This window comes from Virgibacillus halotolerans, from assembly GCF_016908515.1.
GTDB lineage: Bacteria > Bacillota > Bacilli > Bacillales > Amphibacillaceae > Virgibacillus_M > Virgibacillus_M halotolerans.
The window spans coordinates 143,263-169,811 of the sequence record NZ_JAFBEA010000005.1; the positions used below are offsets into that span (position 1 = coordinate 143,263).

The 26,549-nt window shown below is 38.0% G+C and carries 28 protein-coding genes, 2 tRNA genes and 1 pseudogene; 15 read left to right on the forward strand and 16 right to left on the reverse strand.

Going from position 1 to position 26,549, the window contains the following annotated elements:
* Window positions 1-122: 122 nt before the first annotated feature.
* Window positions 123-1,274, reverse strand: coding sequence for a LysM peptidoglycan-binding domain-containing protein (locus JOC34_RS13195; RefSeq protein WP_205137249.1), 1,152 nt, complete (start codon window positions 1,272-1,274; stop codon window positions 123-125).
* A 254-nt stretch (window positions 1,275-1,528) separates the two neighbouring features.
* Here JOC34_RS13195 and JOC34_RS13200 point away from each other — a divergent pair, with 254 nt between their 5' ends.
* Together JOC34_RS13200 and JOC34_RS13205 are read left to right on the forward strand one after the other, a co-directional pair.
* Window positions 1,529-2,293, forward strand: a complete 765-nt coding sequence (locus JOC34_RS13200) for an NRDE family protein (protein ID WP_205137250.1) — start codon at window positions 1,529-1,531, stop codon at window positions 2,291-2,293.
* 75 nt (window positions 2,294-2,368) lie between these two features.
* On the forward strand, window positions 2,369-3,055 hold the full coding sequence (locus tag JOC34_RS13205; RefSeq protein ID WP_239544371.1) for a peptidylprolyl isomerase: 687 nt from the start codon (window positions 2,369-2,371) through the stop codon (window positions 3,053-3,055).
* 130 nt (window positions 3,056-3,185) lie between these two features.
* On the opposite strand, the gene JOC34_RS13210 is transcribed toward JOC34_RS13205, so the two are convergent.
* Both JOC34_RS13210 and JOC34_RS13215 read right to left on the reverse strand, forming a co-directional pair.
* Window positions 3,186-3,359: a hypothetical protein gene (locus tag JOC34_RS13210; protein ID WP_205137251.1), complete on the reverse strand. Its 174-nt coding sequence runs from the start codon at window positions 3,357-3,359 to the stop codon at window positions 3,186-3,188.
* A gap of 108 nt (window positions 3,360-3,467) precedes the next feature.
* Window positions 3,468-4,136: a metallophosphoesterase family protein gene (locus JOC34_RS13215; protein ID WP_205137252.1), complete on the reverse strand. Its 669-nt coding sequence runs from the start codon at window positions 4,134-4,136 to the stop codon at window positions 3,468-3,470.
* A gap of 605 nt (window positions 4,137-4,741) precedes the next feature.
* Between JOC34_RS13215 and JOC34_RS13220 the strand changes: the two genes are divergently transcribed.
* From JOC34_RS13220 to JOC34_RS13230, 3 genes are all read left to right on the forward strand, one after another.
* Window positions 4,742-6,136 carry a purine-cytosine permease family protein gene (locus tag JOC34_RS13220; RefSeq protein ID WP_205137253.1) on the forward strand — a complete coding sequence of 465 codons (1,395 nt, stop codon included), beginning with the start codon at window positions 4,742-4,744 and terminating at the stop codon, window positions 6,134-6,136.
* 270 nt (window positions 6,137-6,406) lie between these two features.
* The gene (locus JOC34_RS13225) at window positions 6,407-7,333 is read left to right on the forward strand and encodes an LD-carboxypeptidase (protein WP_205137254.1); all 927 of its coding nucleotides are present in this window, start codon (window positions 6,407-6,409) and stop codon (window positions 7,331-7,333) included.
* A 107-nt stretch (window positions 7,334-7,440) separates the two neighbouring features.
* Window positions 7,441-8,358: a CPBP family intramembrane glutamic endopeptidase gene (locus JOC34_RS13230; RefSeq protein WP_205137255.1), complete on the forward strand. Its 918-nt coding sequence runs from the start codon at window positions 7,441-7,443 to the stop codon at window positions 8,356-8,358.
* 157 nt (window positions 8,359-8,515) lie between these two features.
* Here the strand turns inward: JOC34_RS13230 and JOC34_RS13235 are convergent, their stop codons facing one another.
* The 5 genes from JOC34_RS13235 to JOC34_RS13255 all read right to left on the reverse strand — a co-directional run bounded on the left by JOC34_RS13235 (window position 8,516) and on the right by JOC34_RS13255 (window position 12,562).
* The gene (locus JOC34_RS13235) at window positions 8,516-8,869 is read right to left on the reverse strand and encodes a PH domain-containing protein (RefSeq protein WP_205137256.1); all 354 of its coding nucleotides are present in this window, start codon (window positions 8,867-8,869) and stop codon (window positions 8,516-8,518) included.
* A 70-nt stretch (window positions 8,870-8,939) separates the two neighbouring features.
* Complete coding sequence (locus tag JOC34_RS13240) at window positions 8,940-9,098, reverse strand: hypothetical protein (protein WP_205137257.1); 159 nt, start codon at window positions 9,096-9,098, stop codon at window positions 8,940-8,942.
* 195 nt (window positions 9,099-9,293) lie between these two features.
* A complete protein-coding gene (locus tag JOC34_RS13245) occupies window positions 9,294-9,437 on the reverse strand; it encodes a hypothetical protein (RefSeq protein WP_205137258.1) in 144 nt (47 codons plus the stop codon).
* A gap of 758 nt (window positions 9,438-10,195) precedes the next feature.
* Window positions 10,196-11,296 carry a YkvI family membrane protein gene (locus JOC34_RS13250; RefSeq protein ID WP_205137259.1) on the reverse strand — a complete coding sequence of 367 codons (1,101 nt, stop codon included), beginning with the start codon at window positions 11,294-11,296 and terminating at the stop codon, window positions 10,196-10,198.
* 90 nt (window positions 11,297-11,386) lie between these two features.
* Window positions 11,387-12,562, reverse strand: a complete 1,176-nt coding sequence (locus tag JOC34_RS13255) for an NAD(P)/FAD-dependent oxidoreductase (RefSeq protein WP_205137260.1) — start codon at window positions 12,560-12,562, stop codon at window positions 11,387-11,389.
* Window positions 12,563-12,740: 178 nt separating this feature from the next.
* Between JOC34_RS13255 and JOC34_RS13260 the strand changes: the two genes are divergently transcribed.
* The 3 genes and pseudogenes from JOC34_RS13260 to JOC34_RS13270 all read left to right on the forward strand — a co-directional run bounded on the left by JOC34_RS13260 (window position 12,741) and on the right by JOC34_RS13270 (window position 14,615).
* Entirely contained in the window at window positions 12,741-13,010 is a 270-nt protein-coding gene (locus JOC34_RS13260) for a (2Fe-2S)-binding protein (RefSeq protein WP_205137261.1), read from the forward strand.
* A pseudogene (locus tag JOC34_RS13265) lies at window positions 13,007-13,312 on the forward strand ((2Fe-2S)-binding protein); the annotation flags it as partial. The gene JOC34_RS13260 and the pseudogene JOC34_RS13265, both read left to right, overlap by 4 nt.
* An 85-nt stretch (window positions 13,313-13,397) precedes the next feature.
* The gene (locus JOC34_RS13270) at window positions 13,398-14,615 is read left to right on the forward strand and encodes an NAD(P)/FAD-dependent oxidoreductase (RefSeq protein WP_205137263.1); all 1,218 of its coding nucleotides are present in this window, start codon (window positions 13,398-13,400) and stop codon (window positions 14,613-14,615) included.
* A 373-nt stretch (window positions 14,616-14,988) separates the two neighbouring features.
* Here JOC34_RS13270 and JOC34_RS13275 read toward each other — a convergent pair whose 3' ends face one another.
* From JOC34_RS13275 to JOC34_RS13295, 5 genes are all read right to left on the reverse strand, one after another.
* On the reverse strand, window positions 14,989-15,771 hold the full coding sequence (locus JOC34_RS13275; RefSeq protein WP_205137264.1) for an ABC transporter ATP-binding protein: 783 nt from the start codon (window positions 15,769-15,771) through the stop codon (window positions 14,989-14,991).
* 147 nt (window positions 15,772-15,918) lie between these two features.
* Window positions 15,919-17,394 (reverse strand): sodium/proline symporter PutP, encoded by a 1,476-nt coding sequence (putP, locus tag JOC34_RS13280; protein WP_205137265.1) that lies wholly within the window; start codon window positions 17,392-17,394, stop codon window positions 15,919-15,921.
* A gap of 358 nt (window positions 17,395-17,752) precedes the next feature.
* The gene (locus JOC34_RS13285; protein ID WP_338062678.1) at window positions 17,753-19,321 is read right to left on the reverse strand and encodes a M4 family metallopeptidase; all 1,569 of its coding nucleotides are present in this window, start codon (window positions 19,319-19,321) and stop codon (window positions 17,753-17,755) included.
* Window positions 19,322-19,396: 75 nt separating this feature from the next.
* Window positions 19,397-19,987: a CalY family protein gene (locus JOC34_RS13290; RefSeq protein WP_205137267.1), complete on the reverse strand. Its 591-nt coding sequence runs from the start codon at window positions 19,985-19,987 to the stop codon at window positions 19,397-19,399.
* A gap of 709 nt (window positions 19,988-20,696) precedes the next feature.
* A complete protein-coding gene (locus JOC34_RS13295) occupies window positions 20,697-21,248 on the reverse strand; it encodes an NADPH-dependent FMN reductase (protein WP_205137268.1) in 552 nt (183 codons plus the stop codon).
* A gap of 262 nt (window positions 21,249-21,510) precedes the next feature.
* On the opposite strand from JOC34_RS13295, the gene JOC34_RS13300 reads away from it, so the two are divergent.
* Both JOC34_RS13300 and JOC34_RS13305 read left to right on the forward strand, forming a co-directional pair.
* Window positions 21,511-22,287, forward strand: a complete 777-nt coding sequence (locus JOC34_RS13300) for a class I SAM-dependent methyltransferase (RefSeq protein ID WP_205137269.1) — start codon at window positions 21,511-21,513, stop codon at window positions 22,285-22,287.
* A 22-nt stretch (window positions 22,288-22,309) separates the two neighbouring features.
* The gene (locus JOC34_RS13305; RefSeq protein ID WP_205137270.1) at window positions 22,310-22,678 is read left to right on the forward strand and encodes a VOC family protein; all 369 of its coding nucleotides are present in this window, start codon (window positions 22,310-22,312) and stop codon (window positions 22,676-22,678) included.
* A 93-nt stretch (window positions 22,679-22,771) separates the two neighbouring features.
* On the opposite strand, the gene JOC34_RS13310 is transcribed toward JOC34_RS13305, so the two are convergent.
* Entirely contained in the window at window positions 22,772-23,317 is a 546-nt protein-coding gene (locus tag JOC34_RS13310) for a GNAT family N-acetyltransferase (RefSeq protein WP_239544373.1), read from the reverse strand.
* A 78-nt stretch (window positions 23,318-23,395) separates the two neighbouring features.
* On the opposite strand from JOC34_RS13310, the gene JOC34_RS13315 reads away from it, so the two are divergent.
* Window positions 23,396-23,467: transfer RNA gene (locus JOC34_RS13315), tRNA-Pro, on the forward strand.
* A gap of 131 nt (window positions 23,468-23,598) precedes the next feature.
* Here JOC34_RS13315 and JOC34_RS13320 read toward each other — a convergent pair.
* Window positions 23,599-23,787 carry a hypothetical protein gene (locus JOC34_RS13320; RefSeq protein ID WP_205137271.1) on the reverse strand — a complete coding sequence of 63 codons (189 nt, stop codon included), beginning with the start codon at window positions 23,785-23,787 and terminating at the stop codon, window positions 23,599-23,601.
* Between the two features lie 571 nt (window positions 23,788-24,358).
* Window positions 24,359-24,688 (reverse strand): YjcQ family protein, encoded by a 330-nt coding sequence (locus JOC34_RS13325; RefSeq protein ID WP_205137272.1) that lies wholly within the window; start codon window positions 24,686-24,688, stop codon window positions 24,359-24,361.
* Between the two features lie 260 nt (window positions 24,689-24,948).
* Between JOC34_RS13325 and JOC34_RS13330 the strand changes: the two genes are divergently transcribed.
* The 4 genes from JOC34_RS13330 (at window position 24,949) to JOC34_RS13345 (ending at window position 26,493) form a co-directional block, all read left to right on the forward strand.
* Window positions 24,949-25,019 (forward strand) — tRNA-Ala (locus tag JOC34_RS13330).
* Window positions 25,020-25,386: 367 nt separating this feature from the next.
* Window positions 25,387-25,920, forward strand: coding sequence for an SHOCT domain-containing protein (locus JOC34_RS22250; protein ID WP_239544375.1), 534 nt, complete (start codon window positions 25,387-25,389; stop codon window positions 25,918-25,920).
* 63 nt (window positions 25,921-25,983) lie between these two features.
* On the forward strand, window positions 25,984-26,142 hold the full coding sequence (locus JOC34_RS13340) for a hypothetical protein (protein WP_205137273.1): 159 nt from the start codon (window positions 25,984-25,986) through the stop codon (window positions 26,140-26,142).
* A 9-nt stretch (window positions 26,143-26,151) separates the two neighbouring features.
* A complete protein-coding gene (locus JOC34_RS13345) occupies window positions 26,152-26,493 on the forward strand; it encodes a DUF5067 domain-containing protein (RefSeq protein WP_205137405.1) in 342 nt (113 codons plus the stop codon).
* Window positions 26,494-26,549 lie beyond the last annotated feature (56 nt).

A 26,549-nucleotide genomic window follows, 5' to 3' on the forward strand; every position in this document is an offset into this window, starting at 1 on the left:
CGATTACAACCCCATAATGAATTAAAAAATCTTTCAAAAAAGTCGGTTTAAAACATAGGAACATAAAGAAGGGGAAGCATCTTCGTAGATGCTTCCCCTCTTATATATTTGAAGTTGTTATATTATTTTACAATTGTTACTTTAACTGCTTTATTACCCCAGTTAAGTGCTTCGTTTTTAGTTGGAAGATGAACGTCAATTTTATTTCCTTTAATTCCGCTACCAACATCAGCAGCAGTTGCATAGCCATAACCTTCAACATATACTTTTGAACCTAGTGGAATAACTGATGGATCTACAGCAATTACTTTAGCATTTGGATTTGCATTCAAGTCTACACCAGTAGATGTAACACCTGTGCAACCATCACATTTAGCCGTGTACGCTGTTGCTGTTGCATTAATTACTTTTCCTTCTGCTTTATCTCCAGATTCTTGTTTAGCAGGTTCTGCTTGTTTAGTTGCGTTTGTTTTCGAATTATCTTTTTGAGCATTTTGTTTAGGTGCTTTTTGTTCAGTCGATTCTTTAGATGCTTTTTCTTCAACTGGCTCACTTGCTGGTTCTTCAGCTGCTTCTTCTTCAACTGGCTCTACTGCCGGTTCTTCAGTTGTTTCTTCTTCAACTGGCTCACTTGCTGGTTCTTCAGTTGTTTCTTCTTCAACTGGCTCTGTTGCCGGTTTTTCAACTGTTTCTTCTTCAACTGGCTCGCTTGCTGGTTCTTCAGTTGTTTCTTCTTCAACTGGCTCTGTTGCCGGTTCTTCAGCTATTTCTTCTTCAACTGGCTCGCTTGCTGGTTCTTCAGTTGTTTCTTCTTCAACTGGCTCGCTTGCTGGTTCTTCAGCTGGTTCTTCTTCAACTGGTTCTACTGCTGGTTCTTCAGAAACTTCATTATTTGTAACGGGTGCTTCCTTTACAGGGGCGCCGCCGTTAATTGTCAGTACTTGACCAATTAATATAAGATCTGTTGTAAGATTATTCGAGTCTTTTAATTCCTTAACAGTAACACCCAATTTATAGGCGATACCAGATAATGTGTCACCTTTTTTCACTGTGTATTGTTCATCATCTATAAGTAGTATTTGATTAGGATGTATAATAGTAGATTGTAGATTATTGACATTCATTAATTCTTCTACTGTCGTGTTCTGTGATCTAGCAATCCCCCATAAAGTATCACCTTTATGTACTTCAACTTCTGCTGCTGAAACGCTAGATACCGTTACACCAGCAATAAGAACTCCTGTAGCAACTGTAGATACTAACTTTTTTATCAATTAGATGTCCCCCTATTTTTCCTCAAAGTCTATCTATCTTAGCACACTTTTATAAAATTAGTGTTTCAAAATCATTACAAATATATTACGATCATTTCCATTCAAAGTGAAACTTCATTTGAAAGTGGAGACTTTACTGCCCGCCAAACTGCCGATAAAGTGAAAGCAAAATAAACATCTGAAAAATGCAGGCAATAACATGTATCTGTATAATAGATATAACATTAAAATAATCATTAAGGGAGCCACTACTCATGTGCTTAATTAATTTTCAATTACATAGGCATCCACATTATCCATTAATTGTCGCAGCCAATCGAGATGAAAGTTATGATCGACCAACAGCGCCTGCCGCTTTTTGGGAAGATGAACCCAATATTCTTGCAGGACGTGACTTATTACAATTTGGGACCTGGCTAGGGATAACAAAACAGGGACGTTTCGCGGCACTAACCAACTACAGGGATCCCGCACATATGGAACCAGGAAAGATATCTCGCGGGGCTATAGTTAGGGATTACTCAACGCAGGATGTTTCGCCATTAGCCTTTATGCAATCATTACAGGAAACCAAAGATGATTATACCGGATTCAATCTTATCGCCGGTAATACGCAGCAACTATTACATTATAATAATGTACAAAATGAAATAACCGAAATCATCGCTGGAACACATGGATTAAGCAATGATTCATTAAATACGCCTTGGCCAAAAGTAACGAAAGGAAAAAACTTATTAAAATCATATGTAGCTGGAACAGATAAACTACAGATAGATGAGCTATTTAACATCCTTTCCAATACAGATAGGGCTATGGACGAAGACCTACCAGATACAGGTGTAGGATTAAATTTGGAACGACAATTATCCCCTTTATTTATCAAGACACCCCTGTATGGCACACGCTCGTCTACTGTTTTACTGATCGACGAGGATAACCAGGTTACATTTGTCGAACGAACCTATAATAAGGGGAGTTTTTTAAAAGAAAGTAAGTTTTCCTTTCAGATCAACTGAAATTTCTAATAGACATTTTCCAGCGTATTGCTTACATGGTATAATAAGTGAACATTTATTTTGAGGAGGTTTGTGATGAGAAGAAGTTTTTCACCATTACATAAAGGGTGGCTGTTCATCATTGCCATGGTACTATTGACGATGATCGTAGCGGGCTGCGGAACAACTTCAGAGGATGATCAAACTGAAGAAGGTGCTTCGGAAAGCTCAACTGAACAAACTGCATACCCTGAAGACGTTGAAGAGAATCCAATCGTTACGATGACGATGGAAAATGACGAAGAAGTAACGATTGAATTGTACCCTGATGTTGCGCCAAATACCGTTGCAAATTTTATATCATTAATTGAGGACAAGTTCTATGATGGGCTAATTTTCCACCGAGTTATTCCGGAATTTATGATCCAAGGTGGGGACCCCTCCGGTAATGGTACGGGTGGACCCGATTATTCTATTAAAGGCGAATTTAGTTCGAATGGATTCGACAATGAATTGAAGCATGATCGCGGCGTCCTTTCCATGGCCCGTTCACAGAGTCCAGATTCAGCTGGCTCACAGTTCTTTATTATGGTCGCAGATTCTTCACATCTTGACGGGGATTATGCTGGATTTGGAAAGGTAACCGATGGTATGGATGTCGTCGATGCCATTGTATCCGTTGATGCAGACGATGCCGATAAACCAGTAAAGGATCAAAAAATCAAAAAAATGGAAGTCGATACAAAAGGATATGACTATCCAAAACCAGAAGTTCAATCATAACATTTAAAATGGTTGCTTGTCGCTCGAGTTTCGGTACTTGTCGCTCGAGTTTCGGTACTTGTCGCTCGAGTTTCGGTACTTGTTGGCGCTACTGGCGCGCCAACAAGTACCACCCAAACAGGTATACACTCTATGAGTCGTCCGAGTTAGGTAATTTTCCATACGTTAACAAAATCAATGTTGCAATCGGTCCTAATAATAATGAAATAAGAAACCAGTTCATTCCACTTCGATTCTTGCCCTGAGCTAATCCCGCATTAATTAGCGATAATGTACCCCAGCCTACAAAATATCCTTCATCCATCGGATCAGCTCCTTATACTTTCAATTTTTTTCATTCTATGACATGCCCTTTCATTTCAGAAGTTGGGATTTGAGTACGTGTACGATCGAAAAATCAAGTTACATCCTATCACTGCACGGAATAAACATGATTGGTTTCTAGCTCCAAGCAGTTCAATTGCCCACCATATACAGCTCCACCATCAATGCCAATGATATTATTCTTTCCATAATAGACACCATGGTTGCCTTTACCATGAAAATAAGCTGTCGGGGTATGTCCAAACACGACCGTTTTCTCTCCATGATAGCCATGATGAAACGGTTCGCGAATCCAAATTAAAATGAGTGGATCTGTTTCCTCCACAGGGATATCCGGATCTACGCCTGCATGAACAAATATATAGTCATCTGTTTGATAATAGTAATCCATCTTTTTAATGAAGGAAACATGCTGTCTAAATGTATCACTATCAGGAATCTCCATCTTTTCAATCGATGAATCATAGCTTTTTAGCGTATGAATCGCGCCGTTTTTCTCCCATCTTTCCCATGCATCAGGATCCTGATCTGCTACAGCTACCATCATTTCGTCATGGTTCCCCCTTAATACGATAGCGCCTTGTTCTTTCAATTCCATCACCCTCGTTAATACCCCGCGTGGATCTGGTCCACGATCAATATAATCTCCGAGCAAAATTAATTGATCCGTTTTCACATCATAACCTGCCCTTTCAAGCAACTGATCAAATTTATCAAGTTCCCCGTGTATGTCACTAATGACTAACGTTCTTTTCATCACTATCGCTCTCCCACCACCGTATACTTTTTATAAGTTCTACCATTCATATTATCATTAGTTTGTAATCGCGATCAAAGATTTTACGGAAGAATTTAAAATACGGCACTACACGGAAGTTATGGGAAATTTTTTTGGACCGAAAACCTCTTTCGCTAATGTTCTAGCAGTATTAACACTGACACTCATACTGCTGTTTAAGAAAATACGGTTCAAAATCTATTCCTAATTATGTCTTTTACTAATCATCATTTACATACCAATACCCGCTCTATTTCTTGACCGATCCATAGAAGGGTTCTTGAACATACCTAAACAAAAGAGATGAAAAGAGGACGCGGTTAAGGAATATTTAGGTTACCACTACTCATTAACAACTCTTTTATTTTTCCGTTTGCCCCCTTATTTCTAAGATAGCGGTAGTATAATACAGATAGAACCGGCTAAAAACCGTACTATAACAACTCACGAATGTTAACGGCACTTGATAAGTAGTGAACAATAGTGATATATTAAATACCAGTGGTAGTGGAAAATGTGAATCTATACACAAAAAGAAAAGAAGTATCATGTGAAACAATACACAAAGTAGGGAGATGATACGTATGGGATCTGAGCAAATTAGAGCAGATCACACACAAGGCAGTGAAGATGATTATTCTTTAGACAGAGTACCACGTGACAAAAGGAACATGGGCTGGTTCAGTATTACAAACATTACTTTTGGCATTGCAACTGCCATTTTTTATTTTCAACTAGGAAGTGTCATGGCACTTCAATTCGGTGCTATTAATGCTATTATATCCGCAGCTTACGCAATCATCGTAGCAGGTATCATGGGCACAATTATCGCTTATTTATCTGCTAAATCCGGAATGAACGTGAATTTATTATCTAGGGGCGGTGGGTTTGGCTACATAGGTGCATCGCTAACATCTCTCATCTATGCGTCGAATTTTATCATGTATTGTGCCTTTGAAGGTATGATACTGGTATTTGCAGTTAACGAATTTTTCCCCGCTATTCCAACATGGTTACTGATCGTTGTCTTTGGAACAATGGTTATACCTTTAAATTGGTTTGGTATCAAACAACTGGATAAACTACAAAAATGGTCTTTGCCATTATTTGCTGTTTTTTTAGCAGCTGCAATTGTTGTATCATTATTCAAGACTCCGATTTTCGAGGGTCACTTTTGGTCATATATGCCGGAAGGGGTTCAAGTCGGCGGAACCGCTTTATTACTTTGTATCGGGATGCAACATGGAATTATGGGGCTTACGATGTTACTGGCTTCCGACTATGCCAGATTCCTTAAGCCAAAGGATATAAAGGGCACGATTGCAATCGGATTCATTCCACAAATTTTCTGTTTTGGAGTAATGGGCGGTCTTGGTATTTGGTTTGGTGTACTATTAGCAGAACCGAATCCAGGTGTTTACATTGTTCAATTGCTTGGAATTGGCGGTGCGTTATTTACACTGCTAACACAAATAAGAATTAATGTAACGAATATTTATAGTAGTTCACTATCGCTAGCCACCTTTTTTGAAAACGTCTTTAAATTTACACCAGGTAGACGATTTTGGGTTGTTGTTGCAGGTCTAACTGCAATGGCGTTAATGCTTGGCGGAATCGTTGATCATTTAGATGCTGCATTGACTTTCCAAGGCGTATTTTTAATGGCTTGGGCAGCAATATTAGTCAGTGACGCCTTAATCGTAAAAAAATTATTAAAAATAGGCCCTGCCTATTATGAAGCCAGGCAAAAGCATTTGTATCAATGGAATCCTGTTGGTGTTGTTTCATTAATCATCGCTAGTGGGTTAGGTACCATTGCCGCACTCGGTTATATGGGATCGTTCTTACAAAACACTGCCGCATTCTTCGCAGCAATTCTAGCTGCTATACTAACAGTTATTCTGGCAATTTATACAAAAGGTAATTATTATGTAAAAAGTGAAAATGACGATGTTCCAGTGGAAGATCATATCGCATAAGATTCTTCGGATATAAGGATTTTCAAATTTCCCCGGCACACACCCGCCTAACGGCAAGCATTTATTACATCCACCACATGATGGATCATCTTTCGTGTTAATTCATATTCACGCTATCAGCTTTACAGGCTTTCCTGACGTTATTCCGATTTGCTATTTGGAATTTCGGTCGGGAAGTCATGTAAGGCTTTTTTTATTTGTCATGATAGATGGACTTCATTAATATCATTGAAATAGGGAGTTTGTTTACCCTAGGAAGGGGTCTTTCTTGTGGCCACAAAACCACCTATTTTGATGCCAGGAGATACAATCGGTGTAGTTGCTTTAGGTAGTCCACTAGCAAAAAGTGTAATTGATGCTAGAATTGAGGTTTTACGAAATATGGGTTTTAAAGTTGTCGTCGGCAATTTTGTTTATGCTGCGGACGGTTTTTTAGCGGGGACAGATCAGCAGCGCGCATTTGATCTGATGCAGATGTTCGATCGATCGGAAGTAAAATTGATCTTGCCTACGAGAGGTGGCGTTGGTGTAGCTGGAATTCTTCCCTTTTTAGATTTTCAGTTCATCCGGCAAAACCCTAAAATCATTTCCGGCTACAGTGATGTGACCGTTCTGCTAAACACATTATATGAATATGCGGACTTGATCACCTTTCAAAGCCTCATGCTGATAGACTTTAATTTAGGGATGCCAAAATATAATTTCGACCAATTTTTTGCTGCTGTTTCTACCACGCCAGCGACAAGAATAATAGAAAATCCACCAGAAATGCCGCTTGTCAGCGTTGTTCCTGGAAATGTTACGGGTGACATTGTCGGAGGGAATCTGACGTCCTTTGTTGATACCATTGGAACCCCCTTTGAAATAGATACAAAAGAAAAAATTCTACTAATCGAAGAAACACATGAACCAATAAATACCGTTTATCGTTACCTTGATCGATTGAAGCTTGCTGGAAAGTTTGATGATTGTGTTGGCATTGTTATGGGACAATGCACAGACTGCGCTGCGGCTTATGGCAAAACATATGACGATCTCATCAATGACTTTATTGTTCCGCTTGGAAAGCCACTTATGACAAACCTTGCGACTGCACATGGCACGTATAAAGCAGCAGTCCCCATCGGAGCGTCCGCTAACTTAGATACCATGAATAATACATTAACCATTCTTGAGCCAACTGTTTCAGCAGAGTAAAAAATAAAATTAAACTGGACTTCAAAATACTTTTATTTTCTATTCACTCCCATGTACTATAGAATATATATAATTAACAATTTCACGAGGCAAAACGGAGGAATTCGATGTTCAAAAACCAATCGGGTCAAGTCAGAGCAGGCTGGCTCATTTTATTAGCCGGCATTGCAATGTTTTTGGTTCAAACAATCTTTACAATACCAGGAATTATTTTACTAGTTATGACTGAGGCAGCTAACATGGTAAATACATCTACTTCTGATGTGATGGCTACGCTTGATGAACACCCCTGGATAACGTTGTTCATTCAAGGTGGTGGAACAGCCGGTGGCATTTTGATTACCTTGCTGCTATGGCGCTTTGTTAATAAAATGTCGCTAAAAGAACTCGGCATTAGAGGTTCAGGAAAAGATTTCGGCTTCGGGTTACTGCTTGGCGCTATCTCGATAACGATCATTTTTATCCTGTTAATGATGACAGGCAATGTAGAACTCATCAATGGCTTTTCTCGTCCGGAATTTACAGCATATACACTAGCATTTGCTATAATGTTTATTCTTGTCGGTTTCTTTGAAGAGATGTTTTTCAGAGGTTATGTCATTTCAACCATGTTAAGCAGAGGCAACAAAAAATGGGTTATCTATGTCGTTTCCGCTTTGTTATTTAGCATTGTTCACGCCACAAATCCCAATGTGAGTATGATCGGGCTTATTAATATTGCCTTGGTCGGCATTTTATTCGCTTATATGTTTGACGTCACCAACAGTCTTTGGTTGCCAATTGGATACCATATGACATGGAACTATTTCCAAGGAAATGTATTTGGCTTTGCGGTAAGCGGAACAACACCACATGGCATTTATAATGTTTCCACTGCTGTTGGAAACAAATTATGGACAGGCGGCGCTTTCGGACTGGAAGGTGGACTAATGGCAACCATCCTCATTTTGGCCGGTTTTATAGCAACCAATCTTTATGCCAAAAGAAAAGGCGATATCCAGGAAGATAGAATGTTGAAAGGTTAATTTCGTTCAACAAGCAGGATACACGGATAGAGACGCCATTTCGTGTATCCTTTTCATCCTGGAAAGAATTAGTGCTATTTAAATCCAAACAAATATTTCAATCTATATATGTGGGAAGCGAGTAATCTTCCAACCAAAGAGATAAATTTCATTACAATTACCGTGAAGCGCAACGCATCAATATATCGTTTGTAAGTTGTTCTGGATCTTCGCTTTCAATTACTATTTTATCAAATTCATGTCCTTTTAAATCAAGGATCACTACTTTGTTGGCATCATGATAAGATAAAAAACATTTCTTCCCATCCATAACAAAGTGCCCCGCTTTATAGCCAGCTGTAGTAATGCCTGTTCTTTTTATTGCTGTCCAAGGAAACTTGAAACTTCCAGCCTGTACTTCTTCAATCATAGTGTAAGGGATTTTTATTTCCTTCCTTAAAGTCGCTACCGTCATCCATCCTGAAACATTCAATATGAAAGCACTATCATCCAACACTACTTGAACACTCATCTTTCATCAACTCCCTATCACGATTCCTTTATTCTTATTTCTATCGAGGAGCTAAAAACCCTTTCTAAATCTATATTTTCTTTATTTCTTTGTAAAAAAACAGATTGAACCACGTTCTTTTTTTAGCCTTCTTTCGCTTCTTTTTAAGCTGACTCCTATATACGGATGCCTGCATCTGTCTTCTTTTTTCTTCATATTCGTACTTAATAGCATACTCGTTAAAATCCATTGTGATTACCCTCCTTGATTTAAATTACCATGTCGACTTTTCTTACTTTCAATGATGGCGTTTTTGCATGCCGAAAGCCTGATAATCTATGCTCTCTGAGAACAGATCAAGGGAGGTCATTGGTGAAATTATATAAAAAACATCTATTTTTTATATACATACTTTTGAAATACGCCCTTTTAATCTATCCAAGCACTACTGTTTCTTCCTAATAAACACATTAAACCACCATCTTTTTTTAATTGGTGTCATTCGCTCGTTTTTTGTAAATAGAAGCGCTTCTAATTCTTCTTTTCGCTTTTCATATTCATATTTAAAAACATATTCATTCAGATTCATTATCTCCCGCCTCCAGGATTTATTTTGTTTTCAACATTCATGTTACAGGTTGAAGACCCCGTCGTCGTCGGCATTCAGTATGAAAATCGGCAGTAATAAATCCTACTTTCAAAATAAGACTTCTACATCTTTAGACTGGGATTCTAAACATTTTTGACGCGAACTTATTTTCTCGCATTCTCAATCATATGAACGGCTTACTATTTCGGTAACGACTTTAGTAACCAATTCGGTCAAACTGGTTTGATAAATCATTGAATACATGGAACCACCATGGAGTGAGTTTCATACTGTATTTGAATAATTGAACACGCAAAAAAATGCATACGTCTATGACGCATGCATTTTTACGTTTATCCCGGAAGACAAACCTATCCGTATACACAGTAAAAAAAGGTCACAAACATATGTGACCTCCGACATTTAAGATGAAACTTTATATCTTAAAATATACGCTCACTTCTCATGGAGATCACAAAAACTATGAAGTTACATTTAGAAAGTTGAATGATGTTTTTCATATTAGCGACCTCCTCTCGTTTTTTTGGTACCTTGTTATTATAGTGTTTAGAAAATTCAAAGTCAATAACTTTCTTAAATAATTATTCTCTTCACGACGTTGACTTGATTAAAATAGCATTTCACGCATAGGATGTGCCGGTACCGGCGTACTGTGTAATTATATTTTAAAAACAACAAAGGACCACCGCCATCTAAATTAGAAATTGGCGATAGTCCTTATGCTATTCCTTACTTTTTCACTTATTTGCAGCTTCTTTTGAGCTCGCAGCCTCTTCCATAGCCTGATTTCGCTCATCCTTTTTAAGTTTAAACGGTGCATAAATGAGCGCAAAAATAAGGAACAAGCCTAGGTAACCTATAAAACGATAGAGGTTAGATACAAGATCTGTAAAACCAACAAAACTGGCAATAAAGCCAATGACGCCCGTAACGATAATGACAATATTTGCCTTTTTCGTACGCATTTCCATAAATCGTGCAACAAATGCATAAAACATACTAACCGCTGTATTAAAAATCATCCCGAATAAAATCAATGCCATAAATATTCCAAGCATTGGAGAAATATCATCAATTAGTTTCAACATTGGCATCTCAAAGTTTGCAACAACATCGATTTTCGAGAAAATAGCCAGGTGGCTAAGAATGATCAAAACACCAAGTCCAAGTCCACCAACAAAACCACCTAGTGTTGCCGTCCTTTCGTTTTTCTCCGCCCCACCCATAACCAGTGACATGGCAGCTCCAACCGCTGTATTAAACGACACATAGTTAACTGCTGAAATAAACCAATTTGAAACGATTGAATCCTGTTGTTTAGCAATCGGGTTAAGTTCGGTGAATGACAAATCCATCGTCAACAGACTGTATACACCGATAAGGATTATGGCGAGCACAAGAAATGGTGTGATACTACCAATAATGGCAATAACTTTATCCACATTTAGCATGATCGTTAAAACCACCAAAATGGTCATGATTGCACTACCAATGAATGGCGCTAACCCAAATTGTTGATGTAATGTGGATCCCGCTCCCGCAATCATTACAACACCGACGCCAAATAGAGTAAATATGATAATATAATCTACCACGACCCCAAGATAGGGACCACTAATTTTATAAACAGCTTCTTTATGCGATGTTGTCTGGATCCGACTTCCAAGCTTTGTCAATGTCATACCTATGTATGCAAACAATATCGTTGAAATAATTGCTGCGAGTGTCCCTAAATGTCCAAAGCTCGTGAAGTATTGTAAGACTTCCTGTCCCGAAGCAAATCCCGCTCCGACAATAATCCCGATAAAAGCGCTGCCGATCTTTAAAATTTTAAACATAATATCCCCCAGGTGTATTCTTGTTTGTTTTATTCCTAAAAATATCGGGAGCGAACTGTCTCAGGCAGCCCGTCTCTCTTGGATTCCCCCTTAAGAAATAGGTACTTTCTCAAAACGGTCGAAACGTAATGGAGCCACTGGTATAATAGTTTCTTTTTCCTGAATCAATTCTTCTACAAGTTTTCCTGTTACTGTGGCCAGACTAATGCCATCTCCTTCATGTCCTGCAGCAATATAAAATCCTGGTATCTCGTCAACAGCTGAAACAATTGGTAAATGATCTTCTGTAAAAGGCCTGAACCCTGCATACGCCCGAATCATTTTAAAGTCATTCATCTTAGGATAAAAACGCAACGCTCTTTTTGCGATTGTTTCTACAACCTGAATATTAACCTTGCTATCATAGCCAACAAATTCCCGACTACTGCCAAGTAAGAAGTTTTGGCTTTCCGTCGGTTCAAGGACCAAGGCAACACCATGCTCTGTTGTTCTTTCATCCGCGATACGTTCACGGCCAAATTTATTCATTAAATAACCAAATTCCATCACATTCCGCATCATTATCGGCTGCTGTCTTGATCCTACAAGAATATGTCCTTTTCTTGGTACGATCGGAATATCCAGGTCAAGCATTTTCCCAATAAATGGTGCCCACACGCCTGCCGCATTAACTACCTTTTTAGCTGTAATTGTTCCATCGCTTGTCTCAATGGTGAAATCATCACCTTTTGAAATCGCTGTCACTTCTGCGTTAGTGCGTACTTTAAGCCCGTATTGCTTCGCCTTATCGACCAGAGAGTAACAAAATAAATAAGGATTAATCAGTGAGTCCGTCTCACATTCCAATCCACCAGGGATATCCTCAGCAAAAAATGGGGACTCCTGCCGTATGTCTTTAGGGTCAAGCACATTAAATTTCAATCCGCCTTCACTCTGTGTTTTCACCCAATCTTTTGCAGCTTGCATTTCATCATCATTATCACATACTAAAATACTGCCAAGTGCACGATATTCAAAGGGCAATTCGAGATCCTTATTTAAGTCTACCGTTAGTTCCTGGCTAACCAGTGACATTTTACTATCAAATCCCGGATCCTTGTCAACAATACTAATATTACCATCACACTTGGACGAGGTACCACTTGCGATATCATTCTTTTCAATTAGCGTACAATCAATTCCTGCTTTTGCTATATAATAAGCAGCCGCACAACCAACAATTCCCCCACCAATAATAGCTACCTCCGTATGATTTCCCTTTGTCATATGTCCCATCTCCTTCACACATTACAATTTCCAACGACTAGTATCGTATGCTGGCAATATATTTAATACTATTCTATCATATATGTTATAGTAGTATTAAATTGCTTGTCAATTTTTTAGTGAAATAAATGTAAGCCATTACATTTCTAATGATTTTGTACGAGGAGGAATTATACTTATGGATCATACGATTATATGCAGATGTGAAGAAGTAACATTAGAAGACATTAACAATACAGCTGAAAAATATGGCTGTTCTGCCCGTGAACTTAAATTGCGCACAAGGGCTGGGATGGGTTATTGTGGTGGACGGACATGCCGACCAGCTGTGGATGCAGTTGTACAAGAAGCTACAGGAGAGGAACCGGGCAATAATTTACCTTTAAAGGTACAACCGCCTGTCAGACCTACATCTTTAGCAACATTAGGGGGGCAGCATCAGTCATGAATCAAAACCGAATAATCGATCACCCTGTGCTCGGTCATCTAGAAAATAAAACACCGGTCACTTTTACATTTGACGGAAAGACGTATGAAGGCTATGAAGGTGATACTGTCGCTTCTGCGCTGCTTGCCAATGGTATTCGCCAATTGCGTGTTCACGAAGAAAGCGGTTCAACACGAGGAATCTATTGTAATATTGGCCATTGCTTTGAATGCCGCATGACCATCGATCAAACTCCTGGCGTTCGCGCTTGTTTAACAGAACTAACACCAGAAATGGTAGTGGAAAGTGGAAAAGTGCAACCAACGCCATTTAGCCAACCAGAAGATATGCCGCAAACTTATGCAGATTTCACTGAAAAGCATACGGATAATAAGGAGGGCGACCCAAATGCGTGATATTGTTATTATTGGTGCTGGCCCTGCTGGCTTATCGGCCGCAATTGCATGCAGGGAATGGGATTTGGACACCTTAGTAATTGATGAATTTCCTAAGCCCGGCGGCAGACTGGTGGGACAGTTACACCAGGAACCAGATGGAGAATGGTGGAACGGGATTAAAGAAACCCAAAAGTTAGTAGACAAAGCGGAAGCATTTAATACTGAAATCAAATGCGGTGTATCTGTCCATCATATCGAAAAGGTAGATAACGGATTTGCTGTACATACAAATCAAGGCGTAATCGATACAGAGAATCTTTTGGTTGCAAGTGGAGCCGCCGAATCTCCTGCTCCACTGCCAGGTTGGACACTTCCTGGCGTCATGTCGATCGGAGCTGCACAAGTCATGACAAATGTACACCGGGTTCGGGTTGGGAATAAAGGAATTGTTGCGGGCGTAAACGTACTATCAGCTGCCATTGCACGCGAACTGCAATTAGCTGGCGTGGAGCTTCACAGCATGGCACTTCCGGCGGTCAATACTGTCACAAAAGATGCTGGTAACCCTAAAAAGGTGATGGATGGATTGGTACGGATTGCCCATCTAGCACCGTCAGCATTTCTAAGATTTGGCAGCAAATTTGCCAAAGCAGCTTGGATACGCAACTTAGCTGTTAATTTTTATCCAAAAGGCGGCGTGAAGATGTGGGGAATGCCGATCCATATTCGTAAAGCCATCGTTTCCATCAATGGTACAACGCAAGTGGAATCGGTTACCGTCTGTAAAGTAACTGCAGATGGAGAGCCTGTGGCAGGCAGCGAGGAAACGATTGAAGTTGATTTTGTTTGTATCGCTGGCGGTCTATACCCACTTGCAGAACTTGCTGCGGTCATTGACTGTCCTTTTCAATATGTAGAAGAACTTGGCGGACATGTACCTGTCCATAATCAACAAATGGAAACACCTGTCGAAGGACTGTATGTTGCTGGGAATATTACCGGTATAGAAAGTTCAAAAGTAGCAGGTGCACAAGGCACGCTTGCCGGACTGTCCATCGCGAAAAAGAATGAAAAAAGTAATGCCGAATTAGATATTAAAATCGCAGAAGCGATGAAGCAAGTGAAAACAATCCGAGAAACAGCATCCATTCAATTTCATCCAGGAATTAATGCAGGACGCAAAAAGGTTGAAAAAGCTTATCAAGCATATGAGCAAGCAAACGCATAAACAAGGGAAAAGCGCATCGGGCGCTTTTCCCTGTTTTTATTTTGACCGAAGATGTGCCCTGAATCTCCATCCTTGCAACGGACGTAAATGTGAACTTCGGCGAATGACCCTAATGACTGCTATTTTCTTCTACGATTTCTCGCAATGATAAAAACAATCCAACCAATGATAGCTAATAATATAAGACATACTCACTATAAATAGAATAGATAACTCTATTTTCTCATTTTATGTATAGACAAAACGCAGCAAGAATGGTTTCATATTAAGTGAACTTTAGCAATCACTTATACTTTTCCAAAAGTCACAGATGCAAATACGTTAATCGGTATTTGTGAGGATATGCTTTCTTTACTGCCAAGAATGAAGAAAACTAACCTTTCAGTGTCATCCATGGCCGATCCCTGCGCCATTCTACATTTACCGGTGTAACAAAGAAGTTAGATAGTCTTTCACTCGTTAATACCGCTTTGCTCTCCCCATGATCAAAAACAGTTCCGTTCCGAAGCAGTAATGTGTGAGAAAACACTGGCAAAATTTCTTCAATATGGTGCGTTACAAAGACAATCGTTGGTGCGTCTTTTTGCATTGCTAATTGATTAATAGCTGACATAAGATCTTCGCGTGATATGAAATCAAGACCATTGGTCGGCTCATCCAGAATTAACAATTCCGGTTCTGCCATCAAACCTCGTGCAATCAGGATTTTCTGTCTTTCTCCTTGGGAACACGTTTGATACGTTCGCCCTGTCAAATAGCTGCAGCCAACTTGTTCCATTATTTGAGCAGCTTTTTGAAAATCAGTCTCTGTTGGGTCCTCATACAATCCGATGGAAGCATACTTTCCGCTGACAACAACATCTTCTGCATATCCTGTCCCCTTGATCCTTTCTTGGAGCGAGGAACTGACCCACCCAATCGATTTCCGTAATTCTCTAATATCTGTTTTACCAAATGGCTGATCTAGTACGCTTACCTTTCCTGTCGTTGGCCAAATATAGCCATTGATCATATTAAGTATGGTTGTTTTGCCTGCGCCATTTAGTCCAAGTACAGCCCAATGCTCCCCTTTTGCCACCTTCCAACTTACATCAGATAAAATTGTTTTCCCCTGTCTCTTCCATGAAACGTCCTTTATATCTATTACTTTAGTCAATCGCTCTCGCTCCCCTACACTATTTTACTCTTAAGTGTAATCATACTAAATTTTCGGTGAAATAAAAAATCAGAAGACTTATATGTAAACGGGGACAGTCCCCCACCATGCTATTGCTTTAGCGTAGTGGGGGACTGTCCCCATCTTTTATTTGCTTTCTATTAATTTTTCTTCCATTTTTTCAAATTGATCTTGTACGGGTTTATCTGGATTCGTTGTTAGTAAACTAACAACGATAACTGCGAGTAAACTAAGTAGGAATCCTGGTATGATTTCATATAGATAGTCGGATAATCCCGGAATGGATAGCCAAATAATAACGGTTATACCACCAACTAGCATGCCTGCTAGTGCTCCCCATTTCGTCATCCGTTTCCAATACAGACTTAATAATACAACTGGTCCAAATGCTGCCCCAAAACCGGCCCATGCATTCCCAACAAGATCCAAGATCGTATTATTTGGCGAATAAGCTAATACTAAACTAACAATCGCAACCGCCAATACTGCTAAACGTCCAATTAAAACCAATTCTTTATCTGACGCTTGCTTCCTGAAAAATGTTCGGTAAAAATCCTCAGTAACAGCACTCGAGGTAACGAGTAGCTGTGAGGATACTGTACTCATAATCGCAGCTAGAATTGCAGCTAGGATGAAACCAGTTATCAACGGGTGAAATAATACTTCAGCAAACACGATCAGAACCGTCTCCGGGTCTTTAAGTAGACTAGGTTTATCGGCAAAGTAAGAAACCCCAATTAGCCCTGTCAACATTGCACCAGTGATGGAAATAACCATCCAGCCAATCCCAATTCGACGAGCAGTCTTTAATTCTTTAACAGAGGTAATTGCCATAAACCGGACAATGATATGGGGTTGCCCGACATATCCAAGTCCCCATGCCAAGTAAGATATAATTCCCAACACCGAGGTGCCTCTGAAAAAATCCATTAATGAAGGATCGATTCTTTGAATATCATCCCACACAATATGTGGTCCTCCGACATTTGTAAAAGCTACGATCGGAACTAAGACCAAGGCAATAAACATAATGATTCCTTGTACAAAGTCGGTCCAACTAACTGCTAAAAATCCGCCGAATAAAGTATAGGCTACAATTACGCCTACTGTTACAAACAAACCTATTCTATAATCAAGACCGAATGCACTTTCAAATAATTTGCCACCTGATACCATTCCTGCAGAGGCATATAATGCAAAGAAAACAAGGATAACAATACCTGACACAAGCCTTAACATGTTGGATGAATCCTTAAACCTGTTTTCAAAGTAGTCTGGTATTGTAATCGAGTCATTTGCAACTTCTGTATACGTTCTTAATCTGGGTGCCACGATTAAATAATTCAAGTAAGCCCCAACGGAAAGACCAATAGCCAGCCATGCACTGGCTAGTCCAGTAACGTACATAGCTCCGGGCAATCCCATAACCATCCAGCCGCTCATATCAGCCGCACCAGCAGATAGCGCTGTAACTGCCGGACCTAAGCCTCTTCCACCTAACATATAATCCGATAAATCAGACGTTTTACGATAAGACCAATAACCTATTAGTAGCATGCCAACCATATAAATAGCCAGCGATATAAATACTCCGACTTCCACAAGATCGCTCCTTTTAATTCATTGCGTTGTAAAATTATAATTATCTTACGATGATGCATCATTCATTTTAGCGGTGATCAAACGCAAATCGCTATTTGGTTTAGCGAAAAAGTGTCAACGGTTATATAAGTTACCATTCTATCGGAGCGGTTTCAAGTAATATCAGGATGATCAAATGGAAGAAAACAATGGCTATGTACTATTTTCATCACGATGAAAACGCCTGCAAAAAATATAAAAGAGTTTAAATTCCTAATAATAAAATATTTATTTATTATATTTTAGAAACTTTACTATTCTCCTCACTAAAAGAAAATCTAGCTATCTATCATTTAAATAGATAACTAGATTATATCAATTAATTCACACCAACCGCATGATACGCTTGTTCTACCGCTTTTACCTGGTCAGAATCAGTTCCATATAAGTCTACTGCCGCTTGAATTGCTGCTTGTCTCATCATGCTAAAGTCGGAACTACTTGTTAAATAAAGTGAAAGTGCGCGATAATAGATTTGTTCTGTTGCCTCACGCCCGACACCTTTTACCGTTACCCCGTAATGTTCTCCACCCTCAGCCATTAGATATGCAGCCTTGTTATTGATACTACTATTGATATGAACGCCGCCATTATCTAAATTCCCAATATATCTTTCGCTCCAGTGATCTGGAGAATAACCGCTATCCGTTCTTTCATCTACAATAACGGATGGATCTTCCATGGAACGTAATGCAATGGAACCATCTGCCATGATATTTTCTCCAATTAGCCAGTCATCCCTATCAACCATTGCTCCAAATATATCTGCATAGGATTCATTTAATGCACCAGATTCATTTCGATATATTAAACCCGCTGTATGCTGGACTACTCCATGAGACATTTCATGTGCCCCGACATCTAAACCTGCAGCAAGCGGATGAAATCTTATTCCATCCCCATCACCGTATGACATTTGTTGACCATTCCAGGATGCATTGTTCCAATTATCACCAACATGTACCGCAGAAACTAATTTTTGACCATTGTCATCAACAGAATCACGTCCAAATGTATCTTTAAAATAATCATACGTCTTAGCAGCATTTACATGTGCATCAACAGCTGATCCATCTTTGAACATTTTATTTATGCTCGTTACATCAACATTTACATTGCTTGTTGCATCATAGGTGACGATATTTTGCCCCCGTGTTTCATCAAGAAGCCTAAACATTCCACCAAATAGCTGCGCTTCCAATTTTCTCTTTTCCCCAAATACACCCTCACCAAATGCCGTTACCTCATCTGCAGCATTAAACTTATCAACTACATTTCCATTAGTTGCGTCAATGAAATAATGCCAGTAACCAACTTTAGGATTTGTCGTAGAAGCTGTTACAAGATAGGTTGAATAAAATGCATTATTATTTTCATAGATATATGGTTCAGCATTAATTTCTCCATCATACTGATCTACCTTACCAATTACTTTTTCAAGATTATTTTTAAAAACTTTTACTGCTTCATCCTGCGAAATGGAAGCAGTTACATTTATGTTTTTATGATCTAAATTTGAAACTACCTGTCCAAAGTAGGAAATAACATGGTCATCATTACTTAATGATATTGTCTGATCAGACCCATAAATTGGTATCCCTTTATACTTTTGAACAAGTTTAAAATGATGGGTTCCTGTTTCCTTGTCTGCTGTTTCATCAATAATTTCAAAGTTTACCTTGGAATCATCTCCCTGTATCTTAAACTTCTTACTATTGTTATCCATATAAGCAAGTACGATTTCTCTTTTATTCAATCCTTTAGGCGCCTTCCAATTTCCAATCATGTAGGAAGGGGTATCGTACGCCTCATTATATTCAATCTTGTTTTCCTCAGCGTTCACAGCAGTACCATGGGTCAGCAATCCTAATGCAACAACCAAGGCCATACTAGAAGAAAACAATCCCTTATTAACTTTCAATGATATCATCCTCCCATTTTAATTCCTTATTTTTATAGACACCTAACGATTTTCACCAGCTGATTGGGTTGCATTAAATGTCCATTCTAATCCAAGGCTATCTCCTTGATACATATTTTGTTCTTCTCCATTATCAGTGAATTCGAATTCCACCCAAAACTCATGGTTTTCACCAGACTCAAGACCGCCCTTTTGCTCCCATAATGGATCCCAAATATCACGTTTTACAACATCTGGATCCATTTTTTGCAGCTCATATAAAGTAGTTTCAAAAATGGGCTCACTTTCTTGATCCCAATTCCATAGGAAATTAACTTTTATATGTTTGCCAAAATCATCATTATTATCACCATTCAAATCTGTCACAGTATACTTTGTTTCCAAATTCACATTTTCTATTTTCAAACTTCCGTCATTAGATAAAACAAATTCACGTAGCATAGTATCACCCGGCTTAAGCCCATCGATATCAATAAGGGCAGTCGGGTTAGCTGATAAATCCAATGTTCCAGCAGCAAATGCATTATTTGTCACTTCTTGATCACTGAAATATGCATAAGTCCCACCACCGATTAATGCTATACCTAACGCCGCTGATGCCATACCTAAACCTAATCTTTTCTTTATCCCCATCTTTATTTCCTCCCCGATTCCATTTTGTATAAATTACTAAATACATATAAATTCGTCATGTTAATACCGAAAATGAAACCAAATGACATTTATCCTCCTTTCAATTTACTTTTTTTCTGTAAAAAAATGGCATTCTTTCGCCTTTATTATAAAAATAGATTGGCGCCAAATGCCTGTGGTTTTCTGTAAGATTAAACTGTTATTACCACTATAATAGAATGCAAGTAAAATAGTTGTCAGATTTTGTAGGTATAATGGATGTTTTTTCAAATTGATAGTTAAGCACCATTTATTAAAATCTATTTACTAGGATAAAAGTCTATCTAAAAAATAGCAGACAGATCTTAAAGGTTGCGCATAAGCCATTTCTGTATTTTTGATATAATGAATTTTTTTACTATATTTCTCTATTAAACAAAAAAATGAATCAATAAGCCTAGTCGCTATTTTTCATACTCTAAAACAGTGAACAAATAGCTTTTTTATCTCTATATTTTTAACGCATTGTTATCCAGACTCCTTATATAGTCATACAAAATAAAATGAACTGTGTCTTATATCCTATCTTTATGAACATGGAGCTATCATCTTTGAACTATAAAGTGAAACTTCATTACTGGAGGTTTTACTGCCCGCCAAACTGCAATAAAATAAAGCAAAAATAAAAGACCTTCAACCCAATAGTTGAAAGTCCCTTTGATTGTAAGTTCTATTTAAATGTTTTCGTATTTTCAATCCAGTTAATAAAATTATCTATAACCGTATCGATAAATTGAATCGTTGGTTCATCCGTTAAGACACCATTCTCATCTATTTTGTCATGTGAAACACCAACAAACACTTCATTTCCAGGCAATGTAAGTGCTGATAATCCCGGAGAGTTAAGGATCTGACGTAGATGCATTTGCGCACGTGCTGTTCCTAATAAGCTCTTGGAAGCTCCAACAATCATAATTGGTTTCTTCACCATGACCTTATCCACTCTTGAAAGCCAATCAATTGCATTTTTTAGTACCCCTGGAACGGAATGGTTATATTCAGGTGTCACAAATAAAACGCCGTCACTGTTAAGTATTTTTTCTTTTACTTCTTTGACAATTGCAGGTGGACTAAACTCTTCATCCTCGTTAAAAAAAGGAAGCTGATCGATTGGCAATTGCTCAATCTCCACCGTTTCTTTATACCTGTCCTGCATAAAGTTAGCCAATTTTTTGTTATAAGAATCCTTACGTACACTACCAACCATTGCTACAATTTTCATTAACTATTTCCCTCCATATCATTACAATTATACTTTTACAACCGATTTGTTAAGTATAAAGCAAAATGAAAAATAATGTAAAGTAATACAATTACATAAAGTAACAATTCAAGACTGGAAACAAACTATCCTTACCTACAGCTACCAGCCCTCGATTACCTAAGTATAATGGTTCGTTATTAGATTGTATAATCATTCAGTATTTTATTTTTATTCAATAATAAGATAAACTGAAAACATGTTGGATAAGGAGTTGAAATCAATGCCTATTAATTTTCATGACCCGAAAAATAAACTGACCTATTCAACACGAGAAGCGGACAGGGGTTGGAAGGAATTTTTCGCAGGATTACTGAATGATGATATTCAACACGCGGTGGATATTGGTTGTGGTGGTGGTATTTATTCCAAAGCGTTATTTGAAGCCGGAATTCCTGCTGTAACTGGTGTGGACTTTTCAAAAGTAATGGTTGAAGCAGCGAAAACAAACTGTGTGGATTATAGTCAGATAGATTTCGTGATGGGCAATGCTCATCACACTGGATTACCTGACCAATCGTATGATTTCGTATTCGAACGTGCAATCATTCATCATTTAAACGATCTGTCATCATGCTTTTCGGAAGCATCTCGACTGCTAAAACAAGATGGAACCATTTACATCCAGGATCGAACGCCAGAAGATTGCTTGCTGGAAGGAACCAGCAGCCATATTAGAGGCTATTTCTTTGAGCTGTTTCCCCATTTGAAAGAAATAGAACGACAAAGACGGCATTCCAGCATAGAAGTTATTCAAGCGTTAAACAGTGCAGGTTTTACGAATATTGAGGAAATAAAACGATGGGAAATCAGACAGAAATATACAACTAAAAAGGAATTAATCGCAGACATAAAGGAGAGAACCGGGCGCTCTATCCTTCACGAATTAACAACGCAGCAGCTTTCCCAGCTTGCAGCATTTGTTGATCAACGACTTCCAAAGACTGGTGAAATCATTGAAAAAGACCGCTGGACAGTTTGGGTAGCTCGTAAAAAATAATAATGACAGGGGATTAGGTAATATGAATAGTGAATTTGTGGGAATCGATCATGTGCAATTAGCAGCACCTAAAGGTAGTGAGCCAGAAGCAAGAAATTTTTATGGTAAAGTACTTGGATTAACAGAAATCCCTAAGCCTGATAATTTAGCCAAAAGGGGCGGTGTTTGGTTTGAATTAGGGAAACAGCAATTACACATTGGCATCCAACTTGATTTTTCCCCGGCAAAAAAGGCCCACCCTGCTTTTGAAGTAAGCAACATCCATACACTTCGTGAAAAACTGCAGAAAAATAATGTCCTGGTTATTGAAGATGAACCATTAGAGGGAGCCAAACGATTTTATGCCAATGATCCCTTTGATAATCGGATTGAATTTCTGGAACGACTTTAAAATTTATTTACGCCATGAAATTTAAATTCATATGCGCACATAAAGTTTAAATCATAATAATCCATGTGCGCTTTTTCTTGTTTCCAATAAGATTTAAATCATTCGATGATATCTCAACGCCATGTAATCCTCCCCTTCTACAACACCATATTCAAGTTGTTCATGTACACAAAAAAAACCTTTTGCCTCATAAAAAGGAATGCCTTTATCATTATGCTTGGTTACAGACACCCATTGCTCCTTGGCACCATACTCTTTCAATTCCTTTGTCACAGCGTCTAATAACATGGAACCCAGACCTTCTTTTCTTCTGTTTGGATCCAGGTATAACACAAATAGCTCCCCATGATTTTCACTGATCATTCCTCCCCCGCCAGCGCCAACGACCATGCCATCATCTACCGCAACGATCCAACCATTCCACTGTCTATTGGTAATCGTTATTTCTTTTAAAATCCGGTCATATGTATAAAACTCACGAATCATTCTATTAATATATTCACTGGAAAGAAGCTCGCTATATGTCGCCCAGTAAGCATCAATACACACTTTAGCGATGCCATCAATATGTTCCTCATTTGCTTTTTGAATGGTTATCACGCTTATCGCTCCAATTCCTTTATATTGTCTAAAAATCATATTATTTTTCAACCCAAAATACTTCAGAAAATCGTCAAAAAGGATTATTATTTTTAGTGTAACACTTTTATAATATTTGCTGGTGTAGCACAGTTGGCAGTGCACTTCTCTCGGAATGAAGGGTAGGGGGTTCAAATCTTCTCACCAGCATCAATTATAAACGTTAATATAAAGCGATTCTTGAACATTTCAAGGGTCGCTTTTTATGATAAAAAACCCCTTTATGCCGACATTTTGACGGCGAAACCCTTAAGTTTAATGGTTTTTGTTGTTTTATATTGTTACATAATTATAATCGATTGTATATCATTTCCATTGATAATTAATTCTTTACTGCATATAAAATGAAATGTCTTTATCTTCATTAACTTCAATTTCTCATTGACATAATCAGTTTCTCTCTCTGTTTTATCGATTGTTTTTCTGATTCGTTTGAGTTCTAATAATCGATAATCCTCTTCATGAGCCATATCTCTGAACTGCTTCGCCTAAATTCCTATATTCAGCCATCTCTAGATTGTGCTTTTATGTGCGATTCAAATTGTTCGTATGCATAAGCAACCTTATAACTTGTAGAAGAACCTTCCATACCGCTAGATTCCGAAGCTACTTCACTCAACGTATCATAAAAACTTTCAACCCACATCACCTTTTGAAGTTATATGATTGCAGATAATTTTATTTCAATTTGCATCCATAGGTGATTAGCAATGAAGAAGTCTTCGAAGTCCTCCATGATTTCTCTTTGTGTTTCAGTGAAATACTTTGCTCTCAATCCATGTTTTTTAGCTATACTGTTCCGTTTGGTAGAGTGGTTCTTGGAATTAGGGTTGCAACCTTTTCAGAATTAATTGCATCCTTTTTTGTTGCATCCCTTTCCACTTTTCAGTGTGCCTAGCTTCAAATCATATTTTTCAGCTAAATCTTTTAACGTAATCTTAGATGTTTCCCATTCATTTCTGATATTCTCCTAGTTCACCATTTACATTCAACTCCACCTCCAATTGTTTTTCAGGTATAAAAAAGCACCTGTTTAGGATGCTATAAACCAGGTACCCATTCTCTTATTTCTTTCAGTATTGCATATGCCTTCGTAGAAATTTTATTTCTTTCTAAATAATCAATTCCTTTCAATGTGATGCTCGGATCTGTTGGTTTATACTCTGTATAAAAACGATCTACAAAAGTAATGGGTGCTAAACCAGATATTAATCCTTCGTCTACCATCATCATTAACACTCTACAATACCTTGAATATGAAACGTTTAAGGAGTCTTCATTGACTTTGCTAAAGTCTATTATTTCATCATCCAAAGAATCGTTTGAGTATTTAAGTACGGCCAAAATGATATCCTTGCTATCTTTACTCATAAATTCCATCCTCCCCCTCAATTTCAATATACAACAAAGGGGTATCATTTTCTAAATAAAAAAACGCCGCAATGGTTGCCTATTATTTTACACTTAATATTTATTTGATTTCTTCAACAGTTAAATCATCTCGTATTGAAACAGCATATTCGTTTCTTATTTCATTTCTCTTCGATATCATTGTTATAGATATAAGTGTTTACAAAGTATTAAAATAATGTATTATGTAATTATCCGGATTTATTCGGTACTATTTTTATAACGTTATAGCTCAGTTGGATAGAGCGTCTGTTTCGCAAACAGAATGGCGGGGGGTCGAGCCCCCCCAGCGAATATTATCCGAGGTTCTTCTTAAAGAATCTTGGTTTTGTTTTTGTTTTTGTTTTTTATATTTTAAATATTAAAAAAGCACCGAAATGGGCGCCTACTTATTTAGAACCATTGCTCATCCTCTTTTATAATTTTCCAAGCAACTTAACACTTAGATTTGAATCAATGGAATTGGCTACATCTAAAAAACTTTATCCATCCGATCATTATCTCTATCAATCAATTAAATCGCGAATATTTACGATGTGCCGAAAGAAGTTAGTCATTTGAAAAAACTTTAATGCAACGATCATCATGTCGTTTTAATTATATGTACCATCTAGTACTATTTTACTATCTTCGATTTTAGATTAAGAAGTGATCTTAATATGGTTTTTTGGAAAGATTCAATCAAGAAACAAACCGCTTTTGAGGTTGTTGGAGGAAAGAACCTCTTCAAAAAGTCGTCAGCAAATATGTACAAAATGATATCTCAAGAAAAAGAAAACGGTGAAGGGGTAGTGAAAGTTAAAGGTAAACTATACTATTTCTTAGGATCACATAAGGAAGAGAAACACACAAGAAGTGCAGGTAAAGCTGCTGCAGGTGCTATCGTTGGTGGCGTATTGACGGGTGGGCTTGGAGCTATAGCCGGCGCTGCTATTGGTGGTAAGAAAAAGGATGACTCTTTATTTTTTATGGATTTTATGGATTTCGAAACTGAACAAAAATTTACCGTACAAGTTAAACAGTTAAAGGGTCATTTCCATGCCGTAAATGATTTTAGAATAGCAAACATACAGATTGAAGAGGATGACATGGGCCTAAATGCAGCAGATAAACTCATGAAATATAAGAAGCTTCTCGATGCAGAAGCAATTACACAAGATGAATATGATAAAAAGAAACAGGAATTATTATAGAACTTTTAACTACCTTGAGGAGGTTTAATTATATTTAAGAGATTATCTTATCTATTATTATTAGTGTTACTTACTGTAGGTTTAGCGGCATGTGGTGATGATATTGAGGAAGTCGATGGTGCTACAAAAGATAACAGCAGTGAAACTAAAGATGAAAAAGAAGAACCTAAATTAAGTGATACCGAATTAGAGATGAATGATTATGAATCTTTAATAAAATAAGCAGAGAAAATTACTAGAAAATACGACGACAAACAAGTTCTTGCTTTAGAAATAGAATTTACGAACAATAGTGATAAGTCAACGAGTCTTTGGATGGCATTAGCATCAAGGGCGAATCAAGAAACCGACACAACGATAGAATTGCTTGATGGAGCGAATGGACAATATCCGGACGACTATAAAGCAGATCTTGTTGAAATGGGAGATACTAACGTTAAGAGCGGGGCAACTGTAGATGCAGTAGTAGGGTTCCAAATCAAATATGCCGGTGAACCAGTTCAATTAATAGATTCTAACGGCTCTGATAATCCGGAAACATTTGAAAGAATCGTGGAAACATCAGACAAATAATAAATTGAAAATTGGTGTGCATTTAATGGTACACCCTCTAATAAATAGATTTAGAA